This window comes from Bradyrhizobium sp. Pa8 (assembly GCF_052588265.1).
In genome coordinates this window covers 1,296,469-1,313,262 of the sequence record NZ_CP176767.1, presented here as the reverse complement: position 1 = coordinate 1,313,262, position 16,794 = coordinate 1,296,469, and the positions used below count along the sequence as shown (strand labels likewise).

General features: G+C 61.5%; 9 protein-coding genes. 5 read left to right on the top strand and 4 right to left on the bottom strand.

Going from position 1 to position 16,794, the window contains the following annotated elements:
- Positions 1 to 9 precede the first annotated feature (9 nt).
- The gene (locus ACKWRH_RS06005; RefSeq protein WP_445219714.1) at positions 10 to 492 is read right to left on the bottom strand and encodes a nodulation protein NolB; all 483 of its coding nucleotides are present in this window, start codon (positions 490 to 492) and stop codon (positions 10 to 12) included.
- A 188-nt stretch (positions 493 to 680) separates the two neighbouring features.
- On the opposite strand from ACKWRH_RS06005, the gene ACKWRH_RS06000 reads away from it, so the two are divergent.
- Complete coding sequence (locus ACKWRH_RS06000; protein ID WP_445219713.1) at positions 681 to 1,373, top strand: secretin N-terminal domain-containing protein; 693 nt, start codon at positions 681 to 683, stop codon at positions 1,371 to 1,373.
- Between the two features lie 904 nt (positions 1,374 to 2,277).
- Here ACKWRH_RS06000 and ACKWRH_RS05995 read toward each other — a convergent pair.
- A complete protein-coding gene (locus tag ACKWRH_RS05995; protein ID WP_445219712.1) occupies positions 2,278 to 3,102 on the bottom strand; it encodes an Effector protein NopP in 825 nt (274 codons plus the stop codon).
- Positions 3,103 to 3,697: 595 nt separating this feature from the next.
- Here ACKWRH_RS05995 and ACKWRH_RS05990 point away from each other — a divergent pair.
- From ACKWRH_RS05990 to ACKWRH_RS05975, 4 genes are all read left to right on the top strand, one after another.
- Entirely contained in the window at positions 3,698 to 6,148 is a 2,451-nt protein-coding gene (locus tag ACKWRH_RS05990; protein WP_445219711.1) for an NEL-type E3 ubiquitin ligase domain-containing protein, read from the top strand.
- A 128-nt stretch (positions 6,149 to 6,276) separates the two neighbouring features.
- Complete coding sequence (locus ACKWRH_RS05985) at positions 6,277 to 6,573, top strand: transposase (protein WP_445219710.1); 297 nt, start codon at positions 6,277 to 6,279, stop codon at positions 6,571 to 6,573.
- Positions 6,533 to 6,778 (top strand): hypothetical protein, encoded by a 246-nt coding sequence (locus ACKWRH_RS05980; RefSeq protein ID WP_445222645.1) that lies wholly within the window; start codon positions 6,533 to 6,535, stop codon positions 6,776 to 6,778. Before ACKWRH_RS05985 ends, ACKWRH_RS05980 begins: the two co-directional genes overlap by 41 nt.
- A gap of 282 nt (positions 6,779 to 7,060) precedes the next feature.
- A complete protein-coding gene (locus tag ACKWRH_RS05975; protein ID WP_445219709.1) occupies positions 7,061 to 7,228 on the top strand; it encodes a hypothetical protein in 168 nt (55 codons plus the stop codon).
- A 242-nt stretch (positions 7,229 to 7,470) separates the two neighbouring features.
- On the opposite strand, the gene ACKWRH_RS05970 is transcribed toward ACKWRH_RS05975, so the two are convergent.
- Both ACKWRH_RS05970 and xopAD read right to left on the bottom strand, forming a co-directional pair.
- Positions 7,471 to 9,420 carry an NEL-type E3 ubiquitin ligase domain-containing protein gene (locus ACKWRH_RS05970; protein WP_445219708.1) on the bottom strand — a complete coding sequence of 650 codons (1,950 nt, stop codon included), beginning with the start codon at positions 9,418 to 9,420 and terminating at the stop codon, positions 7,471 to 7,473.
- 697 nt (positions 9,421 to 10,117) lie between these two features.
- A complete protein-coding gene (gene xopAD, locus ACKWRH_RS05965; protein ID WP_445219707.1) occupies positions 10,118 to 16,669 on the bottom strand; it encodes a XopAD/skwp family type III secretion system effector in 6,552 nt (2,183 codons plus the stop codon).
- Positions 16,670 to 16,794: the final 125 nt, after the last annotated feature.

Sequence of the window (16,794 nt, the reverse complement as noted above, 5' to 3'; positions counted from 1 at the left end):
TCGCCCCACTCAGCCTGCCGATATCAGCTTGTTCAGAGATGAACTGAGGCTGCCGACACCATTTGAAATCAGCGTAACCTGGATGACGCCGTCAGAAACATCCTTCAGATTCGTCATCATCGCCTCGAAATCACCTGCGCCATGGGAGGCGGCCGGCTCACGTGTTCCCGCTGCGCCCGGTTGCAGCAAAAGGGGCTCCGACGCCGGCGCAGGCTGCGCACCCTTCGGAACTGCGTTGACCCGGCACATCGCGGAAAGATTCTGGAGGATGCGATCACCCAGCGGGCTCGCCGGCGTTGTTGCACGCCACACCTCTGATGTCGGCGGAACGGGCGCCACTTCTGTCACTGGAGGCGCACCGTTTTGAACCGAAGCCGCTTGCAAAAGACTCTGCTCAAACTGGGCCTGCTCGTCGACCGCTGTTGCCGACCAGGTCTTGGACAGGCATTCGGTTAGATTGCGAGAGATCGGCGCAGCGCCTAACATCATCATGGAAAGACCTCGCTCTCTTCGAGATGTGATGCGACCAGCCGTTCGAGTCCATTACCGGCTCAATGGCCTAGCGAGGCCAGCTGACGACAAGCTGACGAGTTCGCCCGCGCGTCGTCATCTAAAGATCACGTTTCGCGTTCACGTTTACGCAACGTTACTCCGTTGGTTTAAGTCAAAGAGAACCATGAATGCTCATTCGATCCATAATACGGCACGTTTTGGACGGAGTTCTGTGTGTCGGCGTTCTCGTTTGCAGCGGAATCCACTTGGCGCTGGGCGCTCCCCTGTCGCTGCCCTCGCCCCCTTATCGGTATACGGTTCTGGATCAGGAGATTTCTGCCGCGCTGCAGGAATTCGGCAACAACCTCAGTATCAGAGTCACCATTAGCGCAGAGGTGAAGGGACGGATTCGCGGGCACATGCCGGATCTACCGCCGCGCGAGTTCCTCGACCATCTCACTCAGCTCTACAATCTTCAATGGTATTACGATGGGCTCGTGCTTTACGTGTCTACCGCAAAGGAAGCGCAAACTCGTCTGCTTGTCCTAACTTCAATTAGCTTCGACGCACTCAAGTCGACCCTCGATACGCTCAACATTTCCGACGAGCGCTATATAATAAGACCGGCGCCGGGAAACGGCCTCGTCCTTGCGTCCGGTCCACCACGCTTCATCGCGCTCGTGGAACAGACGCTCAATGGTCTTGTGGCGGAGGCGCAGGCGCGACCACGCTCAGTGGAGATGCCGTCGCGGGAGACCGTGCTGATGTTGTTTCGCGGTTCGTCAGCGACGATTGTTCGGGATGGACGAACTGAAGGCCCTTATCCTTCAGACAGTCCACGCCAGGACGGCCCCTTGCCCGCGCAGGCGTCGTCAAGGTGATATTGAGACGAGCTTATTGTCGAATACCCTGCTAGCCGCATTCCTCAATGAGCCAGTGAAGGGGCTTGTGCAGTGAGCCTGGACCGATCGTCCGGTCAGACGCCGGCCAAGCATGGCAAGTCGTGCGCCTCAGTAAATCGGCTCCAGAAGCACGAGGATTGCTGCTGCGTCACCTTGTCATTCCAGAATCGGGATGGAGGTCACCGTTCGGTACCATCCGTCCGGGCTGAAATGCTGTTGCACCGGCGGCGCGGGTTGCTTCAGCCGAATTTGCTCCAAGCCAAGAGATTGTTAGGATCGACCTTCAATCGCCTCATCGTCTGTCACATCATGCCGTTGGCGTACGGGCGCCCCCTACGCGTCGCATGAACAGGCCTTGAGCGATCACTCACAATCCAAGAGGTGAAGCAGGACATGCAGTTGCGATTTTTCTCATCGGCAAATCAGCTATTCCCGATGAGGATCGTCACACATCACCGGAACAGCGGGCCCGACCAACATCTCCCTGTGCCGACCACACTCAAGCCTCCAAAGCCGCGTGATAGCGGAAGGGCAATCCCCGGCGACGAGGAACGAACGAAAGGCGGCCGATTGCTGCACTGACAGATGCGGCACGCTCGGCCCGGATGATGCCCGCGCGAACACATAAGGATGATCGCGCAGGCGCCGATTTGTCTATCGGCGCCTGCACATTCTGCTCAAGCGGAAGAGCTACCTGATCTTGTCTGCAGAAAAGAGGCTCATGCCTCCTCGCCATGTGGGCAAAAACTGCGCGACGGCAACCGAACGCCTAATAACACCGATACCGTCCACCGGCGGTTGAGCAAGCCGCCTTGAACGAGCAACCGACAAGTTTGACGGTCCGCTCCCATCGCGACTCGTCTGCCAGAAATCCTCAACGATTTTACATAAAGTCATAGTCATCCTCGGACTGGACGCGCGCTGTTTCGCTCTCGCTGTCACTGACCTCAGCTTGGGATAAATATCGTACCGGTTTGTCCGCACGCTGCCATTCACCATCACGATTCTTTTCCCATTTGCCGCGATGCTGGGTGGGATCAAGCACCATGTTGTCCTCATCTACATCTATAAAGCCCAACGCGAGCGAGCGGATTCTCGCTTCTGGATTAGCAGGACGAGAATGGAGCAGCGCTTGATCGCCGTCGAGCCGAAGTTGATGTTCCAGCAGGATATCGCCTGCGTTATCGACAAGGGGATGAGTTATCTGAAGATCTACGGTGGATGTGACTTTGGTTCGGCCCGGGAACGATTTCCGCCACTGGTCTCCTTCGAACACGTCACGCATCGCAAATCCGCCTTCTGTTCTTAGAAGTCCGACACTTTTGTTGCCTAGCTGATAGCTGAAATAACGCGCGTTCTCGGTATCGAATTGCGTGGTGCCGTATTTCTTGGCGACCTTTTTTGTGAGCATGGCCTTATCGGATATGCGAGGCGAGTACTCTTGTGGGTTCGCCGCAATATGCTTGATCTCATCACCATGGTAAGCCTTTGCTTGTTCAGCAAACGAGCGCTTTGAGATCTCCACGACAGGAGGTCGGTCAACCATGGAATATGTTTGTGGTGAAGACGAACCAGCGCGTGAGTTCTGCCCCAAATGCATGTTTTCAAGGGCCTGCGCGAAGTTGTGGCTATCTGCCGAATATCTCGCCTCGTCAGCCTGGCTCGCGTTGCTGGATTGGCTGGGTGAGCCACTGATTCGACCATACATGCAATTTGCCTCGTGTCGATGAAGTTGCTTAGCAGCCCATTGAGGCTGCTCAGATGGGCGGACATTCATAGTCGCCCCAGCTGACGTTAAGCTGACGCGCGGGTTGGCATCTACATCAACCTCTACGTGGCGGACATTCAACCAGGTCGACACAAGCGGCTTGCGTGACGAGATTTCTACCTTCGGCCGTGCGCACCGTCTTGGTTCTCGCGCCGTGAGCATTGGCCGATCTCCAACGAGATCGCGCCGGAACGGAGAATTTCGCTAGGGAAGCCGTGTCGGAGGATGGGCAGGCAGAGGCGAATTTACGACCTTACGTCAGTGGACGTCACAGGCAACTGCATTGCACTTTTCCAACATGAATTTGCCGGCGCGCACAAGCGCTGACGTCCTTGAGGCTACGAAATCGGTTTCTCGAAGCGCCACGGTTCGGCCCAGGTATGTCGAGCTGCAGCGCGAGCAGTTAGGTGATAACCGTCCGGCGGAGACTCAGAGGACATCTGATTCGTCAGCTTCTCGAAAGCTACGCCGCTTAGCGAGAGCATGCCGATCGGGGTCTGCCGTTAGCCGTTCGGATCTGTCAAAGGAGAATGGGATGAATCCGTTGAACAATCTCAACGCATTCGAGTCCCCGGATTTCGGCAGGACAGAACCAGAGGAACTGCGACAGCCCCAAGTGGACCAAGCGGGGTTTCAGCAGCACCTGAACGAGTTGCACCTGCGCGAGCGCCCGCCCCGCAATCCAAATCGTCGCGGCGATCCTTATGGTGTGTCGAACAGTGGTACGGGCTGGTTAGACCACATCGGGGAAGGCACCTCGCAGTTGCCCTCGAATCCGCCCGTCGGGTCTGAGCAACCGGGTAATCAACATGTGGTTTTTGCGGCCGCGAATCGCGGTGGCCAATTGCCAGCCGGCAGTTTCAGGCTGACGGACTATTGGCACGGCATGGATTCGGCTGTCCACTTGCCGGGGCATACTGTCGATCAGGAGGAGGTTTCGTGGGCGGAGGACGATGATGAGTGGCCAAAGACCCCCACAACTTCTTGGGAGCACAATCTCGGGGCATGGAGCCTCGACCGACAGCCTCTGTCGGGCGATGGCAATCCTTCACAAGAAGGACACCGGCTCACCCCGGCAACGGCGCAGTGGGTCGAAGCCTGGAGCGACGGGCGGGCCTCCGCCGCCGGCTCTGTCAGCAATCCGACGAACGTTGAAGATGCCGTGCTCTGGCGATCGCAGCTTGACCAGATCCTGAACAGTTGGGCTGGCGAGGAGGAGCAGATAGAAGGCGAGGATCGGCAAGAGGCGGTAAGACGAATCAAAGCCTGGGGAGAGGCCGGCGACGTCTATGCGCGTCTGGAGCTGCAATACTTGCGCCTGACGACCTTGCCCGCCGCTTTCCCGCCCGATCTCCGGTCGCTCAACGTCAGCGACAACGAGTTGATGCACCTGCCCGACGCCCTTCCGGACGAACTCCGGACGCTCGAGGTTGGCAACAATCGCCTGACCAGCCTGCCTGACACCTTGCCTGCGGCACTTCAGTCACTTACCATCGGCGGCAACCAGCTGACCGGCCTCCCCGTAACACTTCCGGAGGGACTTCAAACACTTGCCGTCGTCGGCAACCACCTGACCAGCCTACCAGAAACCCTGCCGGCCGAGCTCCAGGACCTCGATGTCCGCGGCAATCGGCTGACCAACCTGCCTGAGACGCTCCCGGCAGGACTTCAGTTACTTGCCGTCGGCGGCAACCGCCTGACTAGTTTGCCCAACACCCTCCCGCCTGAACTCCAAGAGCTCGAAGCCGACGGCAACCGGCTGACAAGCCTGCCTGAGAGCCTTCCCGCCGAGCTCCAGTTGCTCTTCGTCCGCGACAACCGGCTGGCTAGCCTGCCCGAAACACTCCCGGCTGAGCTCCAGAGGCTTCATGCCAGCCGCAACAGGCTGACAAGCTTGCCTGAGGCCCTCCCAGCCGAGCTCCAGGCGCTCGAGGCGCGCGACAACCGGCTGGCCAGCCTGCCGGAGACTTTGCTAACGCAGTTAGGTTTTGGGTGTATGGTTTATCTTGAGGATAATCCGCTGCCCGAGAGGGTTCTGACGAATCTGGCGACAGCCCTGAATGCGCCAAGCTATGTCGGCCCTCGGGTCTTCTTCTCAATGGGCGTGGGAGCGGCGGTGAATCAAGCGCGGCCGCTGCCCGAAGTGGTGGCAGACTGGCTCGAGGAGGCGCCCGAGTCATTGGCCGCCTGGCAGAACTTCGCCGACGAGGCGGGTGCCCCGGAATACGCAAGCTTCCTCGACAGGCTGCGGGACACCGTGAATTATGGCAATCCCCAGTTCCGGCAAGCCGTGATCGAGGATCTGCAACAGGCAGCGATCAGACCGCAATTGCGCGAGCAGTACTTTCAGCTGGCCTTCGGGGCGAGCGAGAGCTGCGAGGATCGCATCACTTTGACTTGGAACAGCATGCAGACCGCACGCCTGAATACTGACGTCGAGGATGGCGCCTATGACAATCGGCTTGGTGATCTCGTCGAGCAGGGCCGCGTCCTATTCCGCCTGGACGCGCTCGAGCAGATCGCCCGGGAGAAGGTCAACTCGCTCCGCTTTGTCGACGAGATCGAGGTCTATCTCGCCTATCAGGTCAAGCTGCGCGAGCAGTTGGAGCTACGGCACATCGCCCCGGACATGCGCTTCTTCGGGGTCTCCTGGGTTACAGGCCACGACCTCAGCACGGCCGAGACACGGGTGCGCCACGAGGAGGCGACGGGGTTTGCCGACTATCTGGCAACCCGGTGGCAACCCTGGGAAACGGTCGTAAGCCGGATCGCCCCCGAAGCTTATGCACAGATGCAGGATCAACTCGTCGAGGCGATGGACGAGGAGTTCGACAGCCGCCTCCAGCAACGGCTCGCCGATCACGACCTGATCGGAAACAGCGATGCCGAGCGGCAGTTCGGAGCCCAGATCCGCGACGAGATCGCCCGCGAGATCACGGGCGCGCTCACGCGTCAGGTGCTCGCGGACCACGGGCTTGAGGTGTGAGACGGCCACCCAATTGCGAGGGCTGTCAAACCTGTTTCCACTCAGTCCTCGCCGCGTCATTGTAGCTTCGGACGCCGGCGCGTCGGTAGCGCGCTCGGCCGGAACGCTACGGCACTATCATTTGTGATTTGGAGCGCAAGCGCGTTATCGATCTTTTGCCAAATCGAAATGCCAATGCGGCCGCCTCCTGGCTGGAACGCCATCCAGGCATCGAAGTGATCGCGCGCGATCGTGCCGGCAGTTATTCTGAGGATGCCCGTCGTGGTGCTCCCGAGGCCACGCAGGTCGCCGACCGTTCTCATCTTCTCCAAAATCTGGGTGAAGCGCTGCATTTGGCTGTTGGCCGTCATCGCAAGGCGGTCGGCAGCGCTGGAAGGACCGCGCTTGCCGAAAATTGTCGAAGATCAACCAAGCAGCATCGATAGAACCTTCCTCAAAGCTGGATCAGCTGCGCGAGCGCCGCGGATCGGCATGAGCGTGAGGACGGCCGAGCGCCGGCTTGCTGCGGCTGGTGAGCCTGAGCACATAGACGGCACCCCCACGAATCCGTCCTCGTTGATCCTTTTTAGAGATTATCTGCAACAGCGCTGGGAGGAAGGTGAACGCCGCGGGCCGTTGATCGTGGACTGAAATCAACCTCCGTGGTTTTGAAGGCAGCCCAACGAGTATCAACCGATGGACTGCTGCCCACATGCAACGCTCATCGACGACTGCACCAAATGTACGGTGGCGACCGCCCTCGTGCCGGAGCTGTGCACGACTCCTGAGCAAGGAGGCCTTGATCGCTCGATGAGCCGACCGAGCGTTTCCTTCACCATCTTCATGAGCTTGCGCTCGAGCTTTCCAACGCCGGGAGTTCGCTCGACGTCTCGCTGCCTTGATACGGGGGCATGATGATACGAATCTCGAGCAATGGATCGAAATGCTGCGCGCAGCGAACTAGCCTCGTTCGTAAAAGATGGCATCGGCCGCGACATCGCGGCCGTTCGGCAGCCATCACCCAACCCTACTGTCCCCGTCGAAGAACAGATCAACCGCCTCAAGACGCTCAAGCGCCAGATGTACGGCCGTTCAGGATAAACAGCTACTGGCAACCACCAGAAAATGCACAATCGTCCCCAATGGGGCGCAGTGGAGATCTGCACCAAATATGCGCAAGAGCCGCTGTTCGTCGCCGTCAATGACATTGGCATCGGTGAACACTCATGTCGTCAGCCGCGCCGGCGCTTCGTCGGGGCGTCACGATACGGCTCAACAGAGATTCATCGACAAGCGGATGTCAACACAACGAGAGCCGAGTGCGTTCTTTCGAACATCGACCGCTACGGTCCGTCCGCGCCGACCGGCCCGTCCGGCCTCGCGGCCTGCGCTGGCGCGGCCGGCCGGAGCGTGAGGCCGTGGTCCCCGAGCACTTGGCGCGTCAGCGCGCCCTTGATCTCGCGGGCGATCTCGTCGCGGATCTCGGCTCCGAGCTGCCGCGCGGCGTCGGCGTCACCGTTCAGATGAAGATCGGCGAGCCGTTCCGTCAGGCGGCTCTCGAACTCCTCACCCATCGCATTGACGAGCCGATCCTGCATTTCTGCATGAGCTTCGGGTGCGATGCGGCGCAGCACCGTCTCCCAAGGTTGCCAGCTCGTTGCCAGATAGTCGGCGAACACCGCAGCTTCCTTGTTTCGCACGGCGGTCTCGGCGGTGGCAAGGTCGTGTTCCGTGACATAGGAGGCGCAGAAGAAACGCATGTTCGGGGCGATGTGCTTCAGGTCCAGCCGGTCGCGCAGTTTGACTTGATATGCGAGATAGACCTCGATCTCGTCGACCAACCGGAGCGAGCTGACCTTCTCCCGGGCGATCTGCTCGAGCGCGTCCAGGCGGAATAGGACGCGGCCCTGCTCGACGAGATCACCAAGCCGATTGTCGTAGGCTCCTTCCTCGACATCAGCGTTCAACCGTGCGGTCTGCATGCCGTTCCAAGCCAAAGTGATGCGATCCTGGCAGCTCGCGCTTGCTCCAACGGCCGACTGGAAGTACTGGGCGCACAATCCCGGCCTGATCGCCGCCTGCCGCAGATCGTCTGCCACCGCCAGGCGGAACTCGCGATTGCCATAGTTCACCGTGGCCAGTAGCCTGTCGAGGAAGCGAGCGTATTCTTTGGCACCCGGCTCCTCTGCGAAGGCTCGCCAAGCAGCTACTGTCTCCGGCTCGTCGCCGAGCCAAGCCGCGACCGCCTCGCACAGAGGCCGCGCTTGATCTTGCGCCTCCCCGTCGCTCATCGAGAAGAAGATCTGCGGTCCGCCATAGCCTTGGCTATTCACGATTGACGCCAAGTTCGTCCGCACTCGCTCCGGCAGCGGATTATTTACCAGATGAACGCGGCAGTCAGAGCCGAGCTGCGTCAGCAAAGTCTCAGGCAGGCTCGTCAGCTGGTTGCCGACAAGGCCGAGCTCCTCCACTCCTACCGGGAGGGTCTCGGGCAGACTAGCCAGACGGTTCCTGCCAACATTGAGCCGCTCGAGGCCGGTCGGGAGGGTATCGGGCAGGTTAGTCAATTGGTTATCGCTGGCATCGAGTTGCAGAAGCGCTGCTGGGAGGGTACTGGGCAGGCTAGTCAGTTGGTTGCCGCTGGCGTCGAGCTGCTGAAGCGATGCTGGGAGGGTGTCGGGCAGGCTGGCCAGTTGGTTGCCGCTGGCGTCGAGCTGCTGAAGCGATGCCGGCAAGGTATCGGGCAGACTGGTCAACCGATTGTCTCTGAGGTTGAGCCGACGGAGCCTTGCCGGGAAGCCGGCAGGCAGGCCGGTCAGCCGATTGCTGCTGGCATTGAGATTCTGAAGCCCGGCCGGAAGAGCGTCGGGCAAGCTCGTCAGCAAGTTGTTGCTGGTATCGAGCCAGCGGAGGTCGGTCAGCAGGTCGATAGACAAGCTGCTCAGCCGATTATGGCTGATACCAAGCCCCTGCATCCCTGGCGGCAGGCCATTCGGCAAGGTGGTCAGCGCCAGAGATACCAGATTGAGCGGCACGTCGACATCACCCGCCCCCTGCCAAGCTCTCATTCGGCTTACTGCCTCTCGCCGATCCTCCTGTTCGCCCTGTCCCGCTTCGGCGACCCAGCCCTCCAGCTGGCGTTGCGCCGAGGCAGGGCCGGCGGCCGCCTGCCTCAAGGCTTCGACCCACTGTGCTGCGGCCTGGGTGAGACCGCACAGGCAGCCTTGCCGGTGTCCTCGTTCGGAAGTTTCGGAAGTAATACCAGAGCTTCGCTGGGTCTGTCCTGTATTCATAATGTCCTTCGCCGACACATATGAAGGAAGTGGCGCCGGACCGGCAGGTCTCGATGTTGATGGCCGGTGCTACGGGTGGTGACTACCGAGGAATGATAAAGCAGGTTTTAAGGACCGCGATTGCCATCCCAGGGCCGCCGAACACGATGCCTCATTCGCTCGCGGTCAGATCGTCCGCACGAAATTTGAGTTGTCCAATTTTTGAAGGGGACCATCGCATTCTCCTCCGCAGATCAAGCCGGATCTCGCAGTCCAGACAGAGACGTCTCACGCTAGGAGGCTCAGCTGTCGCTAAGCTGACGAGTCGCAGAACGATACGCCCTGTGCCCGGCGGCCCACCAATGGGGCCGCATTCATTCACTTGCGCAACGTACCTGGCAGCATTCAATGCCGTTCGTCGGCCGAAAATCCGCATCGTACTCGCGGATCGAATCGGGTCGACCACGGACGCGCTTCACCTCTCCGCCATGGGCCCCGTGGGGAAGGGTCGATTTGCGCAGCAAATCGGGTGGGCACCCTCCGCGCGCACGAGAGGCCGTAACCCTCACCCGGCGCTACGCGCCGACCTCTCCCAAGGGAGAGGTGAGCCTCGGTTGCCCTCCACTCGACCTGATCTCATCCTGCTCTGGACCAAGATCACCCCGTCGCTCACACCTTGCTATGAGGAAGCGACGGCGACGCTTGGGCAATTCATTTTTTAGTGCCGAGGCCACAGCGGCTGGAAATGCCCCGGCGTGTGCAGAATGTGCACCAGCCGACCTTCCTGACCCAGGACAGGATGCACGGTCAGCCTGCCATTCTCTGCTGCCTCAATGGCTTGAATGCGCAGGCCAAAATGGTTCGCCAGCAAGACGCCGACGCCCGCAGCGCTGTAAAGGTCGATGTCGCCATGTGGATCGACCGCGCCGACTTGAACCAGGCTGTCCCGCAACGACCGAGCCTGTTGCCGAAGTTGCTGCGTCTGCGGCGTTTCGTAGTCCTGACGCCTCGTGTTGTGGGCAAATTGAAGAACCGTGTCCAGCAGGCAATTCAGTCCTTGGCCACTGGCTTGTCCCACGTCAGCATTGAATTGCCCCAAAAGCCTTTGGAGCGAGTACCTCAACGGCCCGACAGGCAAGTCAGGCAGCGACGCACCCCCGAGTGCCTGTGCCGGCACCTGATGATGTGCCGCGGACGGTGCGCCGAATCCGACGGCGCTTTGCCCGTCGTAGCCGGAAGTGCTGGCGTGCTGCCACGGATCGCTTTCGTCAAAATGACTCTCCCCAAAACCGATGGGCATCTCTGATGGTCCCACGCTTTCGGCATGGCTGGAGCCACCCCAGCCCTGCGCGCCGGCCGGTCGCGTGTCGCTGGCTTGGTAACCAGGCGCGTCCCACGATTCAGCGCCACGTGCGTAGCTGTGCTCCTGCCAATCATCGATTTCGTCACATCCAGGCGGTATCGAGATGTTGCGGAAGGCCAGCCAAGCCTCGTGCGTGACCTTGCGTCGTTGCGCGAGCGGTGCGCCCTGCAGGAGCATCTCCTGAGCGCGCTTGTAAACATCGTGATAGCGCTCCTTCAGCTCAAAAGTCTCGACCGTGTGGAACTGGATCTCCCACGGTTCACCAGCCGGGCTGCGCAGGGTGACGCTCACCGCGCTGAACGCTTCGTTCCTCTTGTTGAAGTGGTTGGTTAGCGCCGTCCTGGCATGCCCCAGCTGGTCCAGCGTCGCGAGGATACGGCGGCACCCTTCGGTGAAGTCATGCGGCGCAAGCACCACGCTGTAGCGCAGGGCATCGTTGACAGCGGCTACTGCCTCTTCGAGGGTCTTGTTCCTGGCTGCCGTCAGTGAATTGAGTTTTGAGCGCAGCGAGCCCTTTGATTTCTGCCGGTGTTTCAGGCCGGCGAGATCGGCCCCGAAGGTGGACACGACTTGTCGCAGCATCGGCGTGATCTCGCGATCCATCTTTAGCGCGCGTTCGAATAACGCTTCTGCGGCTTGCGCGACTTGTGCTCGAGGTGCTTTGCCAACCCGTTCAGCAGGTGCTGTCGGCGGTGCCAGCATGCCTGCCTGCTCAAGCAATTGCACGGCGTTATGCATGACGCCTGCAGCCATCGTTGGCATGCGTTGCAACACGGACTTGACCTGGTCGGGATCGAAGCGGTTGAGGCGCATCGAACGCGCCGTCTCCTTGCCGTGAGGCACATTGCGTACACGATCAGGGAACCTGGTTTCCTGGTGTTCGCATGCCTCGATCACCTTGGAGAATAACGCCGTGCCGGTGTCAGACTTTAGCGCGTCGGTGCCGACCTTGATCGCGATGGTGAAGAGGTTGCGCATCGTCAGCTCCGGCTCACCCGGGATCAGCCCGGGCTGTCCATCGGGGAACTGCTCGTGCGACAGCCGGCACACCGGGTAATTGTCCAGGATGGCGCGGATGCGTGCCGGGGCGTCGAGAGCCTGGGTGTAGGCTTCTGCCAAGTCCGGGAATCGCTGGGCCAACGCTGCGGAAACCTCGGCAGGCCCCGATGCCATCGGCAGCCCCGAGGCCTGGTAATGTCGCAAGGCCTCCCCATACAGCAGCATGGCCGCCTCGCGTGCCTCGGGCATGTGCGCGCGGCCGATCGCCTGGTACGCCTGCGCCGCCAATTGATACAGCGCCTGCGGGTCGGGCTGTGCACTCTCGAGAGCGGCGCTCAGGCCGTTTCGCAGCGACCGTTCGACGCCGTCATACGTGCCGAACATCATGCTGTGCGCCATCGCCTCGCGCAGTTCGCCGGGCTGCGACAGGAAGCGCGTTGCCAGGGTGCTGGCCGAGCCCATGAGCCTGCGCCCGCGCTGCTCGGCCAGGATTTCGGCCGCGCGCCCCGGCTGGTAGTTCCCGCTCTCAGGGGCGAACGCCGGCGTGGCCGTCTTCGGCGGCTTGAAGGAACGAGGCTGGCCGCGCCGCGCTGCGCGCTCGTCCATCACGCGCCCGATATGCATAGCCAGCTTCGGGTAGCCCGCATACACGAAGGCATCATCGCCGTCGCAATCCATGTTGCGCTTGCGCAGTTCATCGATCGGCAACGCTCCCAGCCGACCGGGCTGCACGATCTCCTTGACGCGCAGGCTGCCGGTGCTGAGCATGTCGCTCGGGGTGGCGGCGCGGTCGCGCCTGTCGATCCAACGCGACAAGGTCTTCATGTCCTCCTTCGAGCACACCAGGTCCATGCTCTCGTGCACGGTCGACCAGCAGCCTTTGGGTGGGATGATGAGCATGCCCTTGCTGTGCAACATCTCGGCATCTTCCCCCGAGTCGTCGTTGAAGCCGGTGTAGCTGTACTGGATGGCAAAGCACCTCGACAGGAATTCAGCTGTTGCATCCCCCGTCGCTGTGGTCGCGACCCGGCCCTCGGGCACCGGCAGCAGATTTTCCTTATCGTACGGCGGCTTGCCGAGCAGAATCGGGCCGCCTGCACGGTCGAAGGCGGCGCTGCGCTGGCGTGGCAGATGCACCTTGTCGTCGGCGGACGGCACCGCACGTATCTGCTGCCCTGTATAGCCGCCGCTGACGGTCAGGTCATAGAGCATCATCGAAGCGATGCCGAGGCCCGGCTGTCCGGCGGCGGATGTTCCTTGCTGCCGGGCCAGGTTGTGTAGGCGGAGTTGCATTGCTTGATGTGCTTCCGCGATAGCTTCCTCGTCGTAGGGGAAGTGCTGCAGTGCCTGCGGCGCCAGCCTCTTGAGCTCGCTCTCTTCGGCTACGAGCCTGCGTTGCTCTTCGCTGACATGGCCTTTGCGCATTGCCACCCATGCCTCGTAGTGCTCGCGGACCGCGGGAATGCGCATGGCCACCTCGAACTTGAGGAAGCCGCAGCCGTCGTTGGGGCACAGGGCGATGTACTGGCCGCCGGGTCCGGCCAGCTTGAACGGGTGCTGAGGGCCTGGCACATCGTCGATAAAGCTCATGCGCAGCGTGCCCTCGACCACGTGGTCGCCCGGCACCGTCTCCAGCAGCGCGCGCTGCATGCGCGACCAGTCCTCGCGCTGCGGCGCGAGCTTTGCGGCAAGCTGCATCAGAGCGCTGCCGGGGGCCGTGTCGGCATAGCGAACCGCCGGTAGCATCGACGGCGCCCCCGTGCCTCCAGACAGGATATCGACCGCCCCTCGCCGGCCCCCTCGGCTCAAGCGGCCGCCGCCGAACAGATCGAAGCGCCACGGCTCGTTCAGGAAATTGAAGGTGCGCGTCAGCATGAACGCGGACAGCGAACCAGGCAGCTGCACCTCCACCAGGGGCAAACCGGTCAGACGCGCGAACAGGGAGTACTGCTTGCCCTCGTCGTCCACGTTGCTCTTCAGCATCTTCCCTTGCATGTCCACCACGACGTGCTTGGTCTCGCCGGTGCCAGGGTCCAGCGGTCGGGGGCGGCCGGGTCGCGTTCGCATGCTTGCGTGCACGTCCTGCACCCTGAACTCGGAGGGGGCGTGAATTTGCGTAAGCCGCTCGAAGTGCGCAAGCATGTGCAGGTCAAGCGCATTCAGCACTTCGTCGCCGGCTTCGATCTGCGCGATTAGGTTCCAGCTCGTCTGCCCGAGGTCTGAATCGATGGCCTCGCGTGTGCGCTCGAGCGTCTCCGTGACCCAGGCGGTCAGTTGCTCACGGCGAGCTCGCACGGCCGAGCGCTGCCCCTCGACATTGCGCGGCTTCCACTGCCTGCTCACTGCGGCGTAGGCCTTGAGCACTTGATAGAACGTCAGTGCCGGCCGGCGTGTGGCGTGCTGATCGTCGGCGGACGCAGCGCTCGCAACAGTGGTTGCGTCATCGGCTTGCTGTCCCTGCAGAAAGTGATCGATCTTGCGCGCGACGATCGGCTGCATCTCATTGAAAACGGACAGTGCCTGGCGGTGATGGCGCAAGAGTTCCTGGCTGCGGGCCAGGGGCAGCAGGCCCAGGCACAGGTTGCCCAGAGATTCGAGGTCCGTCTCGCGCAACTGCGTACCGCGGCACAGGTCTGCCACCCTGTTCAAGGCCGGCCCGGCGAGCGGCCGCATGTCGCGTTGCAGTTGTTCAATGACCATCGCCTTGAAGATCATGGCGATGTCCTGGGCCTGCGCCGTCTCGAAGTGATCCCGATGCAGGTCGAGGTGCGCGGCCAGCCCCTGAAGCTTCGCGCGCACCAGCGCTTGAACCTCCGCCCCGTCGTCCGCATCCACTGCCGAGTGGGACAGCTGCGACAAGGCGTTGCTGACCTGCGCAAGCGCGGCCATGCTGAAATCGCGCCAAGGAAGGTCAATCCCACCCGCCCGATCAGCCAGCGCAATCGACGCCCAGCGCCAATCCGGCGCATCGGGCGACCCGCTCAGTGCGTTGAGCGATATGGCAACCTCTTGCGCCTTCATGTCCTGCACCAACGTGTCCTGGCTCACGACACGTTCGGCCAAACGTCCGGTTGCATCCAGGCAGACTTCGTTGCTGGGCCACTTGCTCAACGCGTTAAGCATGTTGGCGACATGTTGTGCGTCCATATCATCGACCAAAGACGCCTCACCTGAGATTCGCTTGGCCAGGCATTGGGCTGCGTCCCGGCAGATCCGGCTGCCGGGCCACTTGCTCAACGCGTTGAGTGACTGGGCGACATCTCGCGCGTTCATCTCCTGAAGCAACGCGCCGTCTCGGGTGATCCGTTCGGCCAGGCGCTTACCTGCCTTCCTGCACGAACGGTTCGCGGGCAACTTGCTCAGGGCGTTGAGCAAGTTGGCAAGATGTCGCTCGTCCATGTCCTCGAGCAGGGACGCATCATTGGCGATTCGCTCGCCCATAAAACTGGAAGTCAGTTGGAAGACGGGACTATCCGGCCACTTGCTCAGGGCGTTGAACGCGCTGGCAACCGCTTCGACGTTCATCTCCTGCAACAACGTATCGTCGCTCGCGATCCGTTCGCCCAAGTGCTCGCCGGCAATTCGGCAAGCAGGGCTGTCGGGCCACTTGCTGAGCGCGTTGAGCGAGTTGGTGACGTTCTGTTGGTCCATGTCGCGCACCAGGCCCGCATCGTTTGCGATGCGTTCAGCTAGACCCTCACAGGCGCTCTGACAGGCGAGACTGTCGGGCCACTTGCTCAGTGCGTTGAGCGAGTTTGCAACCGCTTGCCTCTGCATCTCCCAGGTCAAGTCTGTATCGTGTGCGATTCGCTCGGCGAGATGCTCGACAGCGCGGTGGCAATCTGGATTGTCAGACCACTTGCTCATCGCGTTGAGCACGAGGCTGACCCCTTGTGCCGTTAGGTCACGGTCCAACCGCTCACGCAGCAGCACGCGCCCCAGGCGAGCCGTGGCTTGCTCGCAGCGATCGCTACGGATGTTCTTCGAGAACGCGTTCGCAAGCAATGCCAAGTTCTTGCCACTCAGCTCCGGCAGGCTGTCTTGTTCCAACACCTCGCCGGCGATCCAGGCGACGGCCTCCATGCACGCGGCTCTCCGCGGGCGCTTGCTAAGCTGGCTGCCCAGGTGCACGAGGTGTTGCAGCGGGGCATCTACGAACCAGTCGGTCTTGACCAAGTAGTGCGCGGCCAAATCCGTGCAACGTTCCAGATCCGGTCGATACTGATCGCTTTGTGGTGAAGTTGTGGAGCGGCTCAGCATCTGGAAGTACCTGTCAAGCCAACCCGCGTTTTTCTCTGGCGTCGCCCCACCATCGAGAAATGGCAGCGCCCAGCCGTACCCATTGCGGTCTGCCAACACGTTATCGCGGGCCATCTCTATGCACGCTTGAGGATGCCGTACGTGATGGTCCTGCGGAAGGTCCGGTTGTGCAGCAAGGCGCAGTTGCTCCCGTTGATACCGACGCAGCTGACGGAGTTGCTCGATCTCGTGACGGCGCAAACCGCGCTCGCATCCCGTCAGCTGTTCTGTGGTTGGCGCGTCGTCTTCCGTGGCTGTTCGCGTACCCGACGACATGCGGGACACGGTGCTGTCTTGACGAACGGGCTCATGCGTGGTGACCTCCCGTTCCGCCGCGAACATGCGGCGCGCAGTTTTCCTGGGTTCTTCAAGGCTCTCTTCCGCCTCGCCACGGTCGTGCTTGACGAAATCGATGTGAAATTCCGAAGAGACAATATCGAGCGCCGAGCCGGCGGACGACTTTCCGCGACGACTCGTCCCGAAAGCTTTGCCGAGCTTTGACTTAACACGCGAAAACAGTCCACGGCTTTTGCTATCCTTCGTCAGCGCCGCAGGGGGCGCTTCTGATGGCGCGGTGTAGCGTGCACTGCCGAACAGCCCGCCGCGCAAGTCAGGCTGCGAGGGCCTGGCAGCCGAGCCACGGTAAGCGCGAGGAACATCTACGCTTGACCGCTGGCCCCAATTTTCCTGCAGGTCGGACTGTGGCGGCATCCGCATCGAGCCGCCGACGTCAG